This window comes from uncultured Nostoc sp., assembly GCF_964247315.1.
Classification (GTDB): Bacteria; Cyanobacteriota; Cyanobacteriia; order Cyanobacteriales; family Nostocaceae; genus Nostoc.
This window is the reverse complement of the sequence record NZ_CAXTTT010000100.1, coordinates 15,091-28,188: the sequence shown is the minus strand read 5'-3', so window position 1 is coordinate 28,188 and position 13,098 is coordinate 15,091. Positions and strand designations below refer to the sequence as shown.

Genomic DNA, 13,098 nt, shown 5'->3' with positions numbered 1-13,098 from the left:
GAGAGAATATCCCTAAACTTCATTGAATCAAGGTGCAATATGAATACACCGTCGGGACATTGCTTGATAGCGTCGCTCAAATTCATAGCGAGTGAGGCGATCGCCATTTTCTAAATGAGGAATTCGCTGCTTGAGCGATCGGTTGACCATGATTTTCTGCTCTGGCAAGGAGTCTTACTTTATTATGGCTTGGTACATATTTTTATTGTGATGTACGGACAAGGGGGAATGATTGAACAAGTTTCTTCTTTGTCTCTTCCCAATGACGGCAGTTGCTCCACTTGGGGAAACCCCTTGGCGCTAGCCTCTCCCTTTGGCAGAAGACCGCACTGCCTCCCCAATCCCTAATGCCCCATAATATAAGAAAGCGCTTCACACTTCTTAAATAATCAGCTTTATTAGAACAATGGCGAGAGACTTGCGGGGATTCATTAAAATTTTGGAAGAAAAAGGACAATTACGGCGAATTTCAGCTTTAGTTGACCCAGAGTTGGAAATTGCTGAGATTTCCAACCGGATGCTGCAAAAAGGTGGCCCAGGGTTGTTGTTTGAAAACGTCAAAGGCGCTTCCTTCCCGGTGGCGGTGAATTTGATGGGAACTGTGGAAAGGATTTGCTGGGCAATGAATATGCAGCATCCAGAGGAGTTGGAAACTCTGGGGAAAAAATTGAGTATGCTGCAACAGCCAAAACCACCGAAGAAGATTTCCCAGGCGATAGATTTTGGCAAAGTGCTGTTTGATGTGGTGAAGGCGAAACCAGGACGAGACTTTTTCCCCGCTTGTCAGCAAGTTGTGCTTCAAGGTAATGATTTAGATTTAAATAAGTTGCCTTTGATACGTCCTTATGTTAGGGATGCTGGCAAGATTATCACACTGGGGCTAGTAATTACCAAGGATTGTGAAACTGGTACTCCGAATGTAGGAGTATATCGTTTACAACTACAATCTCAGAATACGATGACGGTTCACTGGTTATCGGTGCGGGGTGGGGCGAGGCATTTGCGAAAAGCAGCCGAACGTGGGAAAAAATTAGAAGTTGCGATCGCACTTGGTGTAGATCCTCTAATTATTATGGCAGCTGCCACACCCATCCCTGTAGATTTATCAGAATGGCTGTTTGCTGGACTGTACGGCGGTTCTGGTGTGCAGTTAGCGAAATGTAAAATTGTAGATTTGGAAGTTCCCGCCGATTCCGAATTTGTCTTGGAAGGAACGATTACACCAGGGGAAGTTTTACCAGATGGGCCTTTTGGCGACCACATGGGTTATTACGGTGGTGTGGAAGATTCGCCGTTAATCCGCTTTGAGTGTATGACGCACCGGAAAAATCCGATTTACTTAACAACATTTAGCGGTCGTCCACCTAAAGAAGAAGCGATGATGGCGATCGCACTAAATCGCATTTATACTCCCATACTGCGGCAACAAGTATCAGAAATTGTCGATTTCTTCCTACCAATGGAAGCGTTGAGTTACAAAGCGGCGATTATTTCCATTGATAAAGCGTATCCAGGACAAGCGCGACGGGCGGCTTTAGCATTTTGGAGTGCTTTACCACAATTTACATACACCAAATTTGTAATTGTTGTGGATAAAGACATAAATATTCGCGATCCGCGTCAAGTTGTCTGGGCGATTAGTTCCAAAGTTGACCCAGTACGAGATGTCTTTATTCTGCCAAATACACCTTTTGATACCTTGGATTTTGCCAGTGAAAAGATTGGCTTAGGTGGACGCATGGGAATTGATGCGACTACAAAGATTCCGCCGGAAACAAACCATGAATGGGGTTTGCCTTTAGAATCTGACCCAGATGTGGCGGCGATGGTAGAGAGGCGATGGGCAGAGTATGGTTTAGCAGAGTTGCAGTTAGGAGAAGTAGACCCGAATTTGTTTGGCTATGATATGAAGTAATCTGTTATAGATCGATACAGTTCAGAATGAGCAACAAAACCCTAATGTAGAGACGCGATTTATCGCGTCGTTATTCATATAACTTAATTAATCTTTGTCGAAATGTGAACTTACTGTTAGTGTTAACTACAGCATATACTGACACATTAATACTCAATGATATCGTTGTGTTGCATCCATCAGCGTAGGCGTAGCCCGTCGTAGACATCGCAGGACTAAATTTTGTAAAATTAAAAGTGTTATTACACAGGACTTACGCAACTGGCACAGGCGATCACTAAATTTTAGTACGCATGTATTATACAAGCAACGTAACTGGCACAGGGTGATCGCTGAATTTTAGTACATGTGTATGAAAAATACAGATAATACAAAGATATTGCTGAAATTAGTAAGAATAATCAATTTGTGTAAAATCAAGAAGCAAATTTTTTGAGACCTCAAGCGAAAAAAGTGAAACTGTTCCGGGTAACTGTCTCTACCGACAGAACGGATTTTATCGCTACAAACGATTTATCTCAAGATTCTACGGACTTTGTACAAAAAGTGTGTAAGGTGCGATGGAAAGTTGAGGAGTAACACCTTTGAATTAAAGCAGTTGACTGGGATTGAATCATGTCAATGTCGCAAGGGTCGGATTCAAAGAAACCATATTGCTTGCGCGATTTTAGTCTGGCTGAGACTCAAGGAGTTAGCTTATAAAACCGGCCAAACAATTTATCAAATTAAACATGGGTTGTTGTCCAATTATTTAGTTCAGCAACTCAAACGTCCCGATCTTCCCATGTCTATCGTCTAGTTGTTGGACAAGCGATCGCAGCTATGCCGCGCCTTTGTTTGTGACAGTTGCTTAAGTCTTAATACAGATGTACTCAACTTTCGCGATCGCGCTGTGCCAGTTGCGTAAGTCCTGAGAGTAAACAAGGTTTACTCGATTCAGAGTTTACAGTTACATATTAAGGTTTTCTCTTGAAGATGCCTATTCGTTACATACATTAATTACATAGCGTAAGAAGCGTACTGCTTCAACAGCGCGGCTCACTTTGCCGCGATAAGAGGAACCATGCCGAATTTCACGGAGGTTAATTGCCTCTTGAATAAGTTGATGCTACTTTGGTGGAAGATGCACCAATGCATATCGACCAGCCTCAGTTTTGGAGAGGATTTCATACTCTCTTAACGCGTAAAACAGACGCAGAACGCCAAGCACAGCCCACTGAATACCACTATCTGTTAATAAATATGCTACTTTACTTGGCGCTCGTGTCCAACTCACCCAATAGCTGTTCAGATTTTCCTTCATCTTTGTTTGCAGCAGATTCCAATCGACTGTAAATGCAAGGTTTTCTGGTGGAAGTCCAATCAGACAAATGCCTCGATGTTTCAACACCCACCAAGTGACCTGGTTTATGTCATGATATCCAGCAGAGTGCAGAGCGCTGTCATGATAGTAGGGATAAGGAGCAATTTCTTGTTGCTCCCGCCCGACATCTTCAAGAAGCAAATAACTTCCTTCTAGTTTCCACTGTGGATAGCTCAGTTCTAGTTTTTTATGAACTGCTTTTAATTTTTTTACCTCGGATGTTGTAGCCCGTCGTATGAAAATAGTAATAAAATCAATGTCACTTAAGTATGGGTTAAAAGCATTAAGTGCGATAGATCCATGAATATAGCAGCCATCTATCAGACACGGAAGTTCGATTTGTAATGACAACAAATAATCATTTAATACTAGACGAATACATTCTGGGATACGAGTATCCATACTCAACCTCGTACATTTTTGTTATCTCTGTGCGGTCAAATAACTCGTCGCTCTATATCATTAATAGTGAGAACTGGCGATCGCTTTGAGAGTAAGCGTTAATTATTTTTTCTCGAAAGTCGATGGAGTAAGCTTTCATAGTCCTGGTTGCTGCAAAGCGCGTTTAGTGTACGCTATCTACCTGCAATCTGCTGTATATCTCCACTGTGCGATCGCTTCTTGGTAAAATTCCCTTGTCCTTAAGGCTGAACTTCGTGCAGCCGACGCTCCAGAAAGCGGCGTTCGCTGTCATTAGTGACTAGCATGAGCGCGATCGCGTAGCTCTGTGCGGCTGAGGCTGAGGCTCCGATACGGCGCAGCATCTCGGCACGGGTTGCGTGAAATAAATGGTAGCCATTAAGTTGGGGGGCAAGCCCATCAATGAGTTCGAGGGCCGTCTGAGGACTCTCTATCATTGAAATCGCCACCGCCCGGTTCAGCGACACAATTGGCGAGGGCTGCAAGCCTTCGAGCAAATCGTAGAGGCGAACAATTTGTAACCAGTCCGTTTCTTCTGCTTGTGCTGCCTGACAATGTAGTGCCGCGATCGCTGCTTGCACTGCAAACGAACCAATCTCACCCCGCAATGCTTCTTCAACGAGCGGTAGCGCCTCAGCAATCTGCTGTTGATTCCAGCGACTACGATCCTGATCTTCGAGCAACACCAGATCGCCTGCCTCATCCAAACGGGCATCGCGCCGGGAGTCGTGCAGCAACATCAACGCAAAGAGTGCAGTCACTTCTGAGGGCGGTTGCGGTGCCATCAACGTCCTTACGAGGCGACCCAGGCGAATCGCTTCTGTGCAGAGGTCAGCCCTTACCATCGTCTCGCCCCTAGTTGTCGCGTAGCCCTCATTGAAAATCAGATAGATCGCCGTCAGCACTGCGTCTACCCGCACAGACAGATCGGTTGTGTCCGGCACTTTATAGGGAATACCTGCATCCCGAATCTTGCGCTTGGCACGTACCAGCCGTTGCGCCATCGTTGCCGTGGGTACGAGAAACGCCCGTGCAATTTCATCTGTTTCAAGTCCGCCCAGCAGCCGCAGCGTCAAAGCCACCTGCGCCTTGATCGCCAGTGCTGGGTGGCAGCAAGTAAAGATCAGCCGCAGCCGCTCGTCTGGAATTTCGTCTGTGTCGTAAGTTGGCTCCTTGCGGGTTGGGATTAACCCAGAGGCGGCGTACCATTCCAGTTTTTCCGTCAGCCGTGTCCGCCGTCGGAGGCGATCAATGGCTTTGTATCGGGCTGTTTTGACGATCCACGCACGGGGGAGATCGGGCACGCCACTAGACTGCCATTGATTCACGGCGGCTGTAAAAGCTTCCTGTACAGCTTCTTCAGCCACATCAAAATCCCCCACCAACCGGATGAGGATGGCGACGATCCGCCCCCATTCAGCCCGGTAAAGGGAAGCGATCGCTTGGTTTACGTCTGTTTTTGCGTTTGGAATTATACCTGACATAAAAAATTTTTGGCGAGGTGTCGATTTGAGGCAGCAGCGTTCGATTAACTAAAGAAGGGAAACAACAGAGGTATACCTTGATCGTACTAAACGATAAAAATTTTTGGCGAGGTGTCGATTTGAGGCAGCACCGTTCGACTAATTAAAGAAGGGAAGTAACAACGGGAAATAAAGGAGGCAACCCGATGAAATATTTGCTGCTGATTTACCTGGAGGAAAATGCCCTGAGCCAAACTGAACGGGAACATTGTTATGTAGAATCCGCACAACTGGCACAACAACTCAACTCAAAGGGGCAGTATCTTGCAACCGCCCCGCTCCACCCTGTAGCAACTGCAACCAGCCTTCGGGTGCGCAACGGCAAACCGCTAGTAACTGACGGGCCGTTTGCAGAAACTCGCGAACAATTGGGCGGTTTTTTTCTGATTAATGCTCAGGATCTCGACGAAGCGATCGCGATCGCCGCGCGGATTCCAAGCGCGCGCGTCGGTACCGTTGAAATTCGACCTGTAATTGAAGTTGCTGGCTTGCCAGAGAATTCGTAACTGCACTCAACCTCAACCCAAAAGGAGAGATACCGATGACAACCAAAAGCACGATCGCAACTAATGAAGTTCAGATTCGCCAACTAATTGCCGAGCAACAACGTGCCATCTGCACCAAGGATGTTGAGCAAATCATGTCCCACTATGCCAACGAGATTATTGTCTTCGATGTTAAACCTCCTTTCCAAACTCAAGGAAAAGATGCTTGGAGTCAAGTGTGGAAAGAATGTTTGCCTCACTTCCCCGACACCTTTGAGATTGAAACACGAGACCTCAAGATTACCGTCAGTGAAGACTTAGCAGTTGCACATTGGCTATTTCGCTTCACAGGAACCCAATATCATCCAGCAATGCAGACGTGGATGCGCGTCACCGCTGTCTGTCAGAAAAATCAAGGTGAATGGCAGATATTACACGAACATCTCTCGGTTCCATTCGATCCAGAGACTTCTCAAGCTGTATTCACGCTAAACCCATAGCCCAATCTACTGAGCCAAGCCATGAAACTCAATCCTTATCTCATGTTCAACGGCAACTGTGAAGCAGCGTTCAAGTTCTACGAACACTGTCTTGGCGGCAAAATTGTCATGATGATGACCCACAAAGATGCACCCTCAGCCGAGCATATACCTGCCGGATGGCATGACAAAATCATGCACGTCTGCCTCGATCTAGGCGATCGCCTCTTGATGGGTTCTGACAGTCCGCCTGGATATTTTGATACACCCCAAGGCTTTTACGTGCAAATCAGCGTTGACGAGCCAGCGGAGGCAGAACGCATCTTTCATACCCTGGCAGAAAACGGAAAAGTGAAGATGCCGATCGATCAAACCTTTTGGTCTGTCCGCTTTGGTATGTTGGTCGATCGATTCGGTATTCCGTGGATGGTCAATTGCCAGAAAACTGCTTGACTTGTGGGGAGGTGCTTATGGGCATCTTCCCTGTAAAACCTCAACGCTTTTTCGCCGATCTTTCACTGTGCAATAATTTAAAAGAAGAACCCATGAGTACTCAAATTTTCGTTAATCTGCCAGTTAAAAACCTCAATCAATCGATCGAGTTCTTTACTCAACTCGGCTTTGAGTTTAATTCTCAATTCACTGACGAAACTTCCACCTGTATGATTGTGTCCGAAAACATTTTCGTCATGCTCTTGACCCATGAAAAGTTTAAGACGTTTACTCCCAAAGAAATTTGTGATGCCACAAAAAGTACAGAAGTGCTTGTGTGTTTATCTTCTGATAGCCGAGAACAAGTCGATGAAATAGTTCGCAAAGCTGTCGCCGCTGGTGGAACAACCTACAATGAACCGCAAGATCACGGTTTTATGTATGGACATGGATTTGCTGACTTAGATGGCCACATTTGGGAAATTATCTACATGGAGCCAAGCGCAATAAATCAAGGTTGAAAATCCAATGTTTGAAGAACTCCCATTCAGATGCAGTACAACGTTATATCGCATCTGAATGGGAACCGCTATATCTGTAATACACAAATGCAAATGCTCTTACCTTCTTTAAATAGCTCTTTGCCGTACATGTCGCCCATCAAACCCTTGCTTAATCCAATTCAGACATTCATATTCAGATTTGAATAACTTTGGAGCTGCAATATTATTCAATAACTCTGGTGGGTAATGGTCATAAAAATATTTATCTCCTTCTTGAAAGATGATAATTAAATTGTTCCGATAAATATAGCGAGACTTAAAACTATCCCCCAGATGAACAAACTCGGAATTTTGATCGATATGCTCTTTAGCAATATCAATGATATTACTAACGTCACTACCACAGATTCCTGCTGGATTTCCTGCTTTGTGAAATTGGCTTCTGTGCCCAATTTCAGATAGCATTTTATACGAATAAATTTCGTAATTATCCGCCTTGCCAAAAACAAATGGAATAATGAGATATCCTTTATATGAGACTGATTTTTCATAAAGAAGACGACTCATATCAACCTCCTTTGGTGGAACTACTCTGAAAAAATTTTTGCTTTAACAAAAAAGTATGACAACACCAATTATCTACTAAATACGCTCACCATAAACTGAGTTGATTAGGGGGATGCTCAAGATTATTCCAAGGTAGGGGTGGAACTGGTGTACTACTCTGTTCTAAGAGCTGTTGGAAGTGACGGGCTGTGCTGGGCGATCGCGCTTCTATTGGACAATGGACAAAAAAATAAATTCGCACTCCCATCTGTAACCATTGCTGAATTTGCCTCACCCACTCTTCCATAAATGGCTGATTCACTGATAAATTCGGATGAGAAATAAACCGAATCAGAGTAAAAGGTGCTGTTACACTCAATTGCAACGGTAATTTCGGTTTGCGTCGTTCCGATTGTAATTGGGGATCGTCATCTCCAGTATAAATGGGGCGCGAGTCTAACAGTACCCTTCCGACACCTAACTTTTCTAAAAGCGTCGTCAAATTACTAGCATCGGGTTCCTTGAACCAGTCGGGATGCCGAACTTCCACTGCTAGGGGTACTTCTGTACGTGGCCAAGCTTCCAGAAAGTTGGACAAATCGTCAAGTAATGCAGGTGCATAGCTGGGTGGTAACTGGGCAAACATTGGGCCAAGATGCTTACCTAAAGGGCGCATCCCCTCCAGAAATTTTAAAGCAGCTGGGATATAAGGTTTTAGCAACCCTTGATGGGTAATATCTCGCGGTAATTTTAGACAAAATTCAAAACCTGCTGGTGTTTCAGCAGCCCAACGGGTTACAGTTTCTTGGTTAGGCACGGCATAAAAGGTGGTATTACCTTCTACAGTAGTGAAGCGACGACTGTAGAGATGGAGAAAATCGGCAGTGCGAGTACCTTGGGGATAGAGTTCGCCTACCCAACCTTTATATGCCCAAACAGCACAACCAATAAAAAAGTTCACAGTGCTTAAAAGCCTTGATGTATCATATTCAATTTTACACGTAGGTTGTAGGGATGGATGAAGCGAGGTCAAATTCCCGACTTGTTAAAATCACAGATTTTTTTCTGAAAATGCTTGATTGCTTTCTGATTTCAGTAGATTTAGCAAGCAAAAAGGCATATTGCTTTCTGAAAATGCTTGATTGCTTTCTGATTTCAGTAGATTCAGCAAGCAAAAAGGCATATTGCTTTCTGAAAATGCCTGATTGCTTTCTGATTTCAGTAGATTCAGCAAGCAAAAAGGCATATTGCTTTCTCATTTCGGTAAATCGCGTATTCATTTTAGTGTTTTAGGCAAGCAAATAGGCATATAGCATTTTTCAATTGCATTGCATAAAAGTAATTTATGCACCAATACGTTTCAGTTAAGGGTTATTAGTGTAGATAATTGGTCTTTTAAGACGCGATAAATCGCGTCTCTACATGAGGATTTTGGTGTTATGGCGCAACCTCACTTATTGATAAATTGAACCATCAGGCATAATTGCCCCTGCTAAGTTAGTCCCAACTAATTTAACCAGAAGACGCTCACCAGAGCGAATCCGCGCTCCCGTCAAGTCGGCTCCTCGCAAGTCGGCCCCACTGAGATCCGCTCCAATCAAATTAGCAGCGCGTAAATTCGCTTCCCTGAGATCGGCTAAAAGTAGATTTGCCCGAAATAAATTTGCTTCAGATAAATTTGCACCTCTGAGGTTGACTTTATGCATAAAAGTATCACTAAGATTAGCACCACTCAAATTGGCATAACTCAGATTTCTGCCAGATAAGTCTTTATTGCTCAAATTTGCCCGACTGTAGTCTTTGCCGCTTAAATCTGAGTTTTGTTTTGGTGGTTGCTGGGTTGGTTGAGATGGTTTTTCCTGTTGAGGTGACGGTGAGTGATGTGTGGTTTGATATGTAGTTTGATGTGTGGTTTGAGGTTTGGTTTTTAGAGAGCGCAACTTTTCACGAGCTTCATTTATAGCTTTCAGCTTGTCTTGTGCTTTCTGCTGTAAACGGAGATTGTCTTTGGGAATGCGATCGGGATGCCAAACAAAGACTAAATCTTTGTAAGCCTGGTTCACTTCTTCAAGTGTTGCTCCAGGCTCTAATTCCAAAACTCTATAGTACCGCTCCAGATCGCTCATACGATATTTTGGTGGACAATCAACTTAATTATGAGTGATGGAGCCATCTATACGCTGCATTATTTATTATGGATTATAGGGCAGGAGGCAGGGGGCAGGAGGCAGAAGTTTTTTAATTTTTAATTTTTAATTGATTTCTCATCTTCCCATCTCTCCATTTCTCCATCGAGCGATCGCTCTAAAATATGCTGCAACTGGAATCTGATAGACTTCAATATAAATCCAAACAATAATTGATAAATGTGATAAGAAGGTTAATATTGTCCAAATATATGGCATCCAGGTAATGGGTTCTTTCAGATTAGCAGGAAAATAGTAAGCTACTATGCCAATTAGAGTAGTGGGAAAAATTATAAAAATTGCTGCTGCTAGTCCATAACCCCAACCTAATTCCACACCTTCCAACTGGCCTTCTGTCCAACTAAACCCATTCCAACGCCAAGTTAAAGGTGGTTGCCTAGAAGGCATCTTGATTTGCTGTTGTTCTAAGTTGACTGTAAAAATCTCTTGGCAAAAGTCACATGCCATAGCTTCCATCAATGGCATGTGAGAAATCTTACCTATTCGACAGACTGGGCAGGGATAAGCTCCATAATAGTCGAAAGATTGGGTTAAGATTTTGGAACTGGGCATAATGAGACTAATGATCCTAAAAAGTTGATCTGGTCAATGAGGACTTGGGTAATAATGTATGGCGGTTGTCAATTCCCTGCAATCAGCTTTCGTAAGATGAAATCATAAGTCAGGAGAATTATATATTTTGACTTCTCAATCCTGGCTTTTTCTTCTGAGGTTATATAACTATCTTAATATCTAATGACAAGCCACTTTTTTCGCTACGCAAATAAGCAACTCGTACAATCAAGAACAGGGTGTGATTTTGAATTATGCAAAGCGTTATTAGTCTTAATCCCCAGAGTTGTACTGAGTCTATCGTTTTTTTATAGTTTGTGCAGGTCTTGACAAAGCGCACTTTTCCTGCTATTTATAGTCTATATAGATATATTTCTTAAGTTTTTCAGCAAAAACCCCGCAAATGGTTAACACAAATTCCTACTTTTATTTTTGGTTTAGGGTGGTTCACCGGGAGTGAATTAAGTTTCCTAATGGAAACCGCCCGGTGAACCGCAGAGCAAACTCTGCGGTTTTTGTTTTTTAAGGAGAATTTCATTGTCATGACTTATTTCAGTAGCTGGTTTTATGGCTTTTACTTTTGGCCCAGAATAAATTCCGGGTAAATAGCGTCATGCCAATGAATCTGAACGCGCCCGGAACTCTTAAAGGTTTCGGGCTTTTTTGTTGTTATCGGGGACTGGGGGCTAGAAAATAACTCTTATTCTAATCCCCAATACCCTTCAGGAGTGCTGAGTGGGGAATCTCACTTGTTTACTCGCTTGCCGAGGAACTCGAAACGGGCTAAACGCCCCGCTGACGCTAACGGAACTGTTTTGCCCAATTCCCAATTCCCAATTCCCAATACTTAATTTTTCTGGAGAATGTAATCATGATTAATGCCAAACTTGCTGCACAATCCCATCTAAACCACCAGACAATCGTTAAAATCTCGAAAGAAGTCGCTTTCGGCGGTAAAGAACTGGTAATTATCGGCGGGCCCTGCACTGTTGAAAGCTTAGAACAAATGGAGATAGTCGCCCAAAAATTATCTACTGCATCAGTACAGGGGTTGCGTGGCGGTGTCTACAAACCCCGCACATCTCCTTACGCTTTCCAGGGTATGGGAGAGTCAGGGTTAGAGATTTTAGCCAGGGTGCGATCGCATTACAATATGCCAGTTGTCACGGAGGTGATGTCAATTTCCCAAATTGAAGTAGTCGCCGCCCACGCTGATATGCTGCAAGTTGGTAGCCGCAATATGCAAAACTTTGATTTGCTCAAAGCTTTGGGACAAGCTGGTAAACCAATACTGCTCAAACGTGGTTTAGCAGCGACTATTGAAGAATTTGTCATGGCTGCTGAATATATCCTTAGCCACGGGAATCCTGATGTGGTGTTGTGCGAAAGAGGTATTCGCAGTTTCGATGATTACACCCGTAACGTCCTAGATTTAGGGGCAGTGGCAGCACTCAAGCAAATAACTCACTTGCCTGTAATTGTAGATCCTTCTCATGCTGTCGGCAAACGGGAGTTGGTCGCACCTGTGGCTAGGGCTGCGATCGCTTGCGGTGCAGATGGATTAATTATTGAATGTCACCCAGAACCAGAAAAATCTGTTTCTGATGCCCGTCAAGCACTTTCTTTAGAAGATATGGTGCATTTAGTTAATAGTTTAAAACCTGTAGCCACAGCCGTTGGGCGTATTATATCAGATGTCGGGGCGGGTTTGGAACCTGCCCCAATTTTTTGGGCTGCTTAAATTTCACAGAACGCGTAGTTTACCGCCGTAGGCATCGCTTGAATGTCTCAGTCAAAATATTTCTTTTGGTTAAAGACAAACAGCGATCGCTTTCGTAAAATCAAGTTGTTACTTCAGCTATTCCATTTGTTCTGTGTCAAACGTATTTTTACAACACAATCTTCTATATATAGGACTCCTGTCTGATTTCTGAACAAGATTTCAAATGAAACCCTGATAAAATGGGCTTTTCAGTCTCAGTATATTTTCAAAAATTAAATCGGAGTCCTATATAAATCTAAATTATCGTTTTAACAAATAAGACTATTTGATTTTATTCTACAAGTCGTTTTATCCTGAAATCAGTAGATATTTTAACTTTTACTAAATGGCCTAAAGAAGTTTTAGTATACCCATCTTTCAACTTTGATAACCCAAAGAAGGACGATAACTAAATGCTAGAGCCGCAGATTGATTGCCCCATCCAACCTAAGACAAGTGCAATGATTATGAAACTTTTTCAAATCACTCTAGTGGTCTTAGCACTTTTGATAAACTTAGTAATTGCTTTCCCCTCGTGGGCAGAAAGTACGCTTTCTTTAACTAGCAATCCTAACAACTTTCAAGTTGGGCAAAAAGTCATTTGGCTTTATAAACCCCGCACCGATTCTAGCGATGTTCAAAGAATTCCTGCCGAAATAGTCAAGTTAAGTTCTAAGCAAGTGCAAATCAAGGTTTACAAACATAACAACGAATTTATCAATCGTTGGGTGAATCCAAACAAGCTTGAGAATTCGACAAAAATTAAATAGTCAGTAGTCATTTGTCCTCTCTTACAAAGTTCTGAGCGGAGGAAACCTCCGCTCAGACTTTGCGCTTTGTCATTTGTGATTACAAAGGACAAATGACAGCCAACAGAAAAATATTTCACAAATGATTTAGGACTGCTATAG

Annotated in this window: 15 protein-coding genes; 7 read left to right on the top strand and 8 right to left on the bottom strand. The window is 43.2% G+C overall.

What is annotated here, in order from left to right; genetic code table 11:
• Window positions 1–27 precede the first annotated feature (27 nt).
• A complete protein-coding gene (locus ACFE93_RS25470; RefSeq protein ID WP_375477397.1) occupies window positions 28–150 on the bottom strand; it encodes a hypothetical protein in 123 nt (40 codons plus the stop codon).
• Window positions 151–406: 256 nt separating this feature from the next.
• Here ACFE93_RS25470 and ACFE93_RS25465 point away from each other — a divergent pair, with 256 nt between their 5' ends.
• Window positions 407–1,915 carry a UbiD family decarboxylase gene (locus tag ACFE93_RS25465; protein WP_375477395.1) on the top strand — a complete coding sequence of 503 codons (1,509 nt, stop codon included), beginning with the start codon at window positions 407–409 and terminating at the stop codon, window positions 1,913–1,915.
• 1,108 nt (window positions 1,916–3,023) lie between these two features.
• On the opposite strand, the gene ACFE93_RS25460 is transcribed toward ACFE93_RS25465, so the two are convergent.
• Together ACFE93_RS25460 and ACFE93_RS25455 are read right to left on the bottom strand one after the other, a co-directional pair.
• Window positions 3,024–3,680: a hypothetical protein gene (locus ACFE93_RS25460; RefSeq protein ID WP_375477393.1), complete on the bottom strand. Its 657-nt coding sequence runs from the start codon at window positions 3,678–3,680 to the stop codon at window positions 3,024–3,026.
• A 239-nt stretch (window positions 3,681–3,919) separates the two neighbouring features.
• Window positions 3,920–5,182: an RNA polymerase sigma factor gene (locus tag ACFE93_RS25455; protein WP_375477391.1), complete on the bottom strand. Its 1,263-nt coding sequence runs from the start codon at window positions 5,180–5,182 to the stop codon at window positions 3,920–3,922.
• A gap of 185 nt (window positions 5,183–5,367) precedes the next feature.
• On the opposite strand from ACFE93_RS25455, the gene ACFE93_RS25450 reads away from it, so the two are divergent.
• The 4 genes from ACFE93_RS25450 (at window position 5,368) to ACFE93_RS25435 (ending at window position 7,138) form a co-directional block, all read left to right on the top strand.
• Complete coding sequence (locus ACFE93_RS25450; protein ID WP_375477389.1) at window positions 5,368–5,727, top strand: YciI family protein; 360 nt, start codon at window positions 5,368–5,370, stop codon at window positions 5,725–5,727.
• Window positions 5,728–5,762: 35 nt separating this feature from the next.
• A complete protein-coding gene (locus tag ACFE93_RS25445) occupies window positions 5,763–6,206 on the top strand; it encodes a YybH family protein (RefSeq protein WP_375477387.1) in 444 nt (147 codons plus the stop codon).
• Window positions 6,207–6,227: 21 nt separating this feature from the next.
• The gene (locus ACFE93_RS25440) at window positions 6,228–6,638 is read left to right on the top strand and encodes a VOC family protein (RefSeq protein ID WP_375477385.1); all 411 of its coding nucleotides are present in this window, start codon (window positions 6,228–6,230) and stop codon (window positions 6,636–6,638) included.
• A 92-nt stretch (window positions 6,639–6,730) separates the two neighbouring features.
• Complete coding sequence (locus ACFE93_RS25435; protein ID WP_334854450.1) at window positions 6,731–7,138, top strand: VOC family protein; 408 nt, start codon at window positions 6,731–6,733, stop codon at window positions 7,136–7,138.
• 108 nt (window positions 7,139–7,246) lie between these two features.
• On the opposite strand, the gene ACFE93_RS25430 is transcribed toward ACFE93_RS25435, so the two are convergent.
• The 5 genes from ACFE93_RS25430 to ACFE93_RS25410 form a co-directional block, all read right to left on the bottom strand.
• Window positions 7,247–7,687 (bottom strand): hypothetical protein, encoded by a 441-nt coding sequence (locus tag ACFE93_RS25430; RefSeq protein WP_375477383.1) that lies wholly within the window; start codon window positions 7,685–7,687, stop codon window positions 7,247–7,249.
• Between the two features lie 85 nt (window positions 7,688–7,772).
• Entirely contained in the window at window positions 7,773–8,627 is an 855-nt protein-coding gene (locus tag ACFE93_RS25425; RefSeq protein ID WP_375477381.1) for a DUF72 domain-containing protein, read from the bottom strand.
• 34 nt (window positions 8,628–8,661) lie between these two features.
• Window positions 8,662–8,946 carry a hypothetical protein gene (locus ACFE93_RS25420; protein WP_375477379.1) on the bottom strand — a complete coding sequence of 95 codons (285 nt, stop codon included), beginning with the start codon at window positions 8,944–8,946 and terminating at the stop codon, window positions 8,662–8,664.
• Between the two features lie 174 nt (window positions 8,947–9,120).
• A complete protein-coding gene (locus ACFE93_RS25415; protein WP_375477377.1) occupies window positions 9,121–9,792 on the bottom strand; it encodes a pentapeptide repeat-containing protein in 672 nt (223 codons plus the stop codon).
• 138 nt (window positions 9,793–9,930) lie between these two features.
• Window positions 9,931–10,425, bottom strand: coding sequence for a hypothetical protein (locus tag ACFE93_RS25410; RefSeq protein ID WP_104905187.1), 495 nt, complete (start codon window positions 10,423–10,425; stop codon window positions 9,931–9,933).
• An 871-nt stretch (window positions 10,426–11,296) separates the two neighbouring features.
• Here ACFE93_RS25410 and aroF point away from each other — a divergent pair.
• Window positions 11,297–12,166 carry a 3-deoxy-7-phosphoheptulonate synthase gene (gene aroF / locus ACFE93_RS25405; RefSeq protein WP_375477375.1) on the top strand — a complete coding sequence of 290 codons (870 nt, stop codon included), beginning with the start codon at window positions 11,297–11,299 and terminating at the stop codon, window positions 12,164–12,166.
• A gap of 488 nt (window positions 12,167–12,654) precedes the next feature.
• Window positions 12,655–12,957, top strand: coding sequence for a hypothetical protein (locus tag ACFE93_RS25400; RefSeq protein ID WP_375477373.1), 303 nt, complete (start codon window positions 12,655–12,657; stop codon window positions 12,955–12,957).
• The last annotated feature ends 141 nt before the right edge of the window (window positions 12,958–13,098 follow it).